3 protein-coding genes are annotated in these 3009 nt (G+C 61.9%); 2 read left to right on the top strand and 1 reads right to left on the bottom strand.

Annotation, left to right across the window (positions count from 1 at the left end; genetic code table 11):
* Nucleotides 1–59: 59 nt before the first annotated feature.
* Both DBR24_RS26250 and DBR24_RS26245 read left to right on the top strand, forming a co-directional pair.
* On the top strand, nt 60–1685 hold the full coding sequence (locus DBR24_RS26250; protein WP_128616167.1) for an NADP-dependent glyceraldehyde-3-phosphate dehydrogenase: 1626 nt from the start codon (nt 60–62) through the stop codon (nt 1683–1685).
* A 46-nt stretch (nt 1686–1731) separates the two neighbouring features.
* On the top strand, nt 1732–2772 hold the full coding sequence (locus DBR24_RS26245; RefSeq protein ID WP_177490684.1) for an FUSC family protein: 1041 nt from the start codon (nt 1732–1734) through the stop codon (nt 2770–2772).
* A 3-nt stretch (nt 2773–2775) separates the two neighbouring features.
* Here DBR24_RS26245 and DBR24_RS33870 read toward each other — a convergent pair.
* The coding region (locus DBR24_RS33870; RefSeq protein WP_256591851.1) for an EamA family transporter at nt 2776–3009 on the bottom strand (234 nt) is incomplete at its 5' end.

The raw sequence follows: 3009 nt of genomic DNA, 5'->3' as shown, positions 1-3009 counted from the left end.
GGCGTATAACCTACAGAGACTTTTTGATCTGCATACGGACATCAACACGGGGTAGCGACATGACCACAGCAAACATCCTTGGCAACCTGTTCCCTTCTGTCAGCGACATCCCGGAAAAATACCGCCTCGACGGTCAGGTCGAGCAACGTGAATACCTCGTCGATGGCCAGTTGCGCCGCTGGGACGGCCCGCTCGCCCAAGTGCGCAGCCCGGTCTATCTGCACGGCGAGAACGGCGACGAACAAGTGATTCTCGGCAGCACCCCGCTGCTCGATGCCGACACCGCCCTCACCGCACTCGACGCCGCTGTCCGCGCCTACGACCGTGGCCAGGGTCTGTGGCCGACCATGCGCGTGGCCGAACGTATCCAGCATGTCGAAGCCTTCCTCGGCCGCATGCGCCAGCAACGTGATGCTGTGGTGAAGTTGTTGATGTGGGAAATCGGCAAGAACCTCAAGGACTCGGAAAAGGAATTCGACCGCACCTGCGACTACATCGTCGACACCATCAATGCGCTTAAAGAACTCGACCGCCGCTCCAGCCGTTTCGAGCTGGAGCAGGACACGCTCGGGCAGATCCGCCGCGTACCGCTCGGCGTCGCCCTGTGCATGGGCCCTTACAACTACCCGCTGAACGAAACCTTCACCACGCTGATTCCGGCGCTGATCATGGGCAACACTGTGGTGTTCAAACCGGCCAAGCTCGGCGTATTGCTGATCCGTCCGTTGCTCGAAGCCTTCCGAGACAGCTTCCCCACCGGCGTGATCAACGTGATCTACGGCAGCGGCCGCGAAACCGTCAGCGCGCTGATGGCCAGCGGCAAGATCGACATCTTCGCCTTCATCGGCACCAACAAGGCCGCCAGTGACCTGAAGAAACTGCACCCGAAACCGCACCGCTTGCGCGCGGCATTGGGGCTGGATGCGAAGAACCCGGGCATCGTGCTGCCGGAAGTCGACCTGGACAACGCCGTCAGCGAAGCGGTCACCGGCTCGCTGTCGTTCAACGGCCAGCGTTGCACCGCGCTGAAAATCCTCTTCGTTCACGAAGATGTGGTCGACAGCTTTATCGAGAAATTCAACGCCAGACTGGCCACGCTGAAACCGGGCATGCCCTGGGACAGCGGTGTGTCGCTGACACCGCTGCCGGAGTCGGGCAAGGTCGATTACCTGCATGGCCTGGTAGCGGATGCGCGCAGCAAGGGTGCCGAGGTGGTCAACCCGAATGGCGGCGAGTCGCGCGAGTCGTTCTTCTACCCGGCAGTGCTGTACCCGGTGACGCCACAGATGCGCGTGTACAACGAGGAGCAGTTCGGCCCGGTGGTGCCGATTGTGCCGTACCGTCACCTAGACACCGTGATCGACTACGTGCTGGAGTCGGATTTCGGCCAGCAGTTGAGTATCTTCGGCACCAACCCGGTGGCCGTCGGCCGACTGGTCGACACCTTCGCCAACCAGGTCGGGCGGATCAACCTCAACGCCCAGTGCCAGCGCGGCCCGGACACCTACCCGTTCAACGGCCGCAAGAACTCCGCCGAAGGTACGCTGTCGGTACACGATGCGCTGCGGGTGTTTTCGATCCGCACGCTGGTGGCGACCAAGTTCCAGGACAGCAACAAGGACCTGATCAGCGAGATCATTCGCGGTCGCGATTCAAGCTTCCTGACCACCGATTACATTTTCTGACGAGGACCTTGCACTGAGTACATTCAGCACCCACCGACTGCCTCCGCTGTTGCGCCGAATCCTGCGTCCGCTGCTGGACCCGTACCGGCGCTATCGGCACGCCCGAGTGATCCACGCGGTGCGGGTGGCGTTGGGGTTGCTGGCGACCATCCTGCTGACCACCGGCATTAACCTGCCCCACGGCGAGTGGGCGTCGGTGACCATGCTGGTGGTGATTGGCGGTTTGCAGCATCACGGCAACATTGGCAAAAAAGCCGCTGAACGCGCCACCGGCACCTTGATCGGCGCCGGCGTCGGTTTGCTGCTGGTCGCGCAGCAGGCGTGGCTCGGTATGCCGTGGCTGACCTATTTCGCCATGGCGGTGGTCTGCGGATTCTTTTCCTATCACGCCATCGGCAAGGGCGGCTACACCGCCCTGCTCTCGGCGATCACCGTGTTCATCGTCGCCGGGCATGGCGACAATCCGATCACGGACGGTTTGTGGCGCGGCGTCGATATCCTGATCGGCATCGCGCTGGCACTGGCGTTCTCGTTTGCCTTGCCGCTGTACGCTGTGTATTCGTGGCGCTACAACCTGGCCGATGCCCTGCGCGATTGCGCCACGGTGTACGGACGGATCATCAGCGGCCATCCGGTCAGCGCCGATGAACATCTGAAACTGATGGCGCGCCTCGGCGCGGTGATGGTGCAACTGCGCTCGCTGATGCCGTCGGTGTCCAAGGAAGTGAAGATCTCGATGACCGAACTCGATGCGATCCAGCGCAATCTGCGCATGTGCATCAGCACCCTGGAAATCCTCGGCAATACCCGTCCGGACGCCAACGACCCGCAAGCCATGGCTCATCTGCAATCGGCGCTAAAGGCTGAACACCGGCAGATTCGCGTGCAGTTGATCGGCATGGCTCGCGCCCTGAAAACCGGCGCTGCACAACGCCTCGATCGACCTCTGGAACTGGCGGAGGTGAAGCTGGATGTGCCTGTTTACAGCGCGCTGGATGGCTATCGACTGTTGACCCGGCAACTGGCTGCGAACATCACCGAGATGCGCCAGCGCCTGGCGAAAACCGCACCGCGCTGGAACATCTGAGCGTTACTGCGCGGCGAGCCGGCGAATTTTCAACCCCCAGCCCTGCTGCATGCCGGCAGCCGCCAGCAGGATCGCCGCCACGCCGACCCATTGCAGGATCTCCAGGCGATGGCCGAAGGCGAACCAGTCGACGAAAATCGCTGCAATCGGATAGATAAATGACAGCGCACCGGTCAATGCCGTCGGCAGTTTCTGGATCGCGCCGTACAGCAGCACATACATCAAACCGGTATGCAC

It is taken from the genome of Pseudomonas sp. HMWF006 (assembly GCF_003061205.1).
Lineage (GTDB): Bacteria > Pseudomonadota > Gammaproteobacteria > Pseudomonadales > Pseudomonadaceae > Aquipseudomonas > Aquipseudomonas monsensis.
The sequence above is the reverse complement of the archived record's forward strand: the minus strand, read 5'-3'. Positions and strand labels throughout refer to the sequence as shown.

Bases quoted from the DNA above. Each gene is read 5' to 3' on its own strand.
- DBR24_RS26250 (WP_128616167.1), top strand. From the start codon at position 60: ATGACCACAGCAAACATCCTTGGCAACCTGTTCCCTTCTGTCAGCGAC.